The sequence below is a fragment of the Frankia sp. Hr75.2 genome, from assembly GCF_949319125.1.
In the GTDB taxonomy this organism is placed as follows: domain Bacteria; phylum Actinomycetota; class Actinomycetes; order Frankiales; family Frankiaceae; genus Parafrankia; species Parafrankia soli.
Genome location: NZ_CASGGV010000174.1, coordinates 1 through 1,045 on the forward strand (window position 1 = coordinate 1; position 1,045 = coordinate 1,045).

Here is a 1,045-nt window from a genome sequence, read left to right on the forward strand (position 1 = left end):
GAGCCTTTCCGCGTGACTTTCGGTCACCACGTGTGAGCGTCGCGGGGTGTAGTTGACGCGGGTGAGACTGAGGGCCGTGGCAAGGAAACGCGGGACCTCTGTTAGGAAGTCTGGTCCGACCAAAGATCAGCTTCTGAGAGGCCCCGCGTCCACGTGAGTGTCACATATACAGCCGAGCTGTCCCTCGGTGACCACACCGTCGACCGGCTGGAGGCCCTGCTGGCCGCGGAGCGGGCCCGCCGCGGCACCCGGGCGGGTAGGCGGGCGCTGGACTGCCGGGCGCAGGCCGTGCTCGTGCTGCGCTGGTTCGTCGACGGCACCCGGGTGTCCCAGCTCGTCCGCGACAACCAGATCGGCCGGTCGACCGGCTACGACTACCTCCACGAGGGCATCGCGATGCTGGCCGCGCAGGCCCCTGACCTGCGCAACGTGCTGCTGGCAGCGAAGGCCGCCGGCTACGGCCACGTCATCGTGGACGGCACGATGATCGAGACGGACCGGGTCCGCGCTCCCAGCCCGACCACTGGTGTGGATCTCTGGTGGTCCGCCAAGGTCCACAACCATGGTGGGAACATCCAGGTTGTCTCCGCCCCGGACGACGGCTGGCCGCTGTGGACCTCGGAGGTCCGACCCGGCCGCGAGCACGATACCACCGCGTTGCGCGCCTCCGGCGCCCTGCCCGTCCTCGGGTGGTGGGCCGCAGGCGGTGGCGAGGTCCTCGCCGACCTCGGTTACGAAGGGCTACAGGACCAGGTCGCCGTCCCGTTCAAGAAACCGAAAGGCAAGGCCCTCCCCGACGACCAGAAGAAGCACAACCGGGTTCACAACGCCCTGCGCGCCGTCGGTGAACGCGCGAACGCGCTACTCAAGAGCACCTTCCGCACCCTGGGCAACATCAGCCTCGACCCCTGGAAGATCGGCAGGATCGTCGCCGCCGCTCTCGTGATCCTCCACATCGAACACGACCGCACCACCTGACAGCCACCACGGACCGCACGACCTTGTGAATCACACACCGTAACGGACGGTTACACGGAAAGGCTCA

1 protein-coding gene is annotated in these 1,045 nt (G+C 67.8%); it reads left to right on the forward strand.

Translation table 11 applies throughout. From position 1 onward, the window contains the following. Positions 1-153: 153 nt before the first annotated feature. A complete protein-coding gene (locus AC559T_RS13765) occupies positions 154-978 on the forward strand; it encodes an HARBI1 family protein (RefSeq protein ID WP_498868936.1) in 825 nt (274 codons plus the stop codon). The last annotated feature ends 67 nt before the right edge of the window (positions 979-1,045 follow it).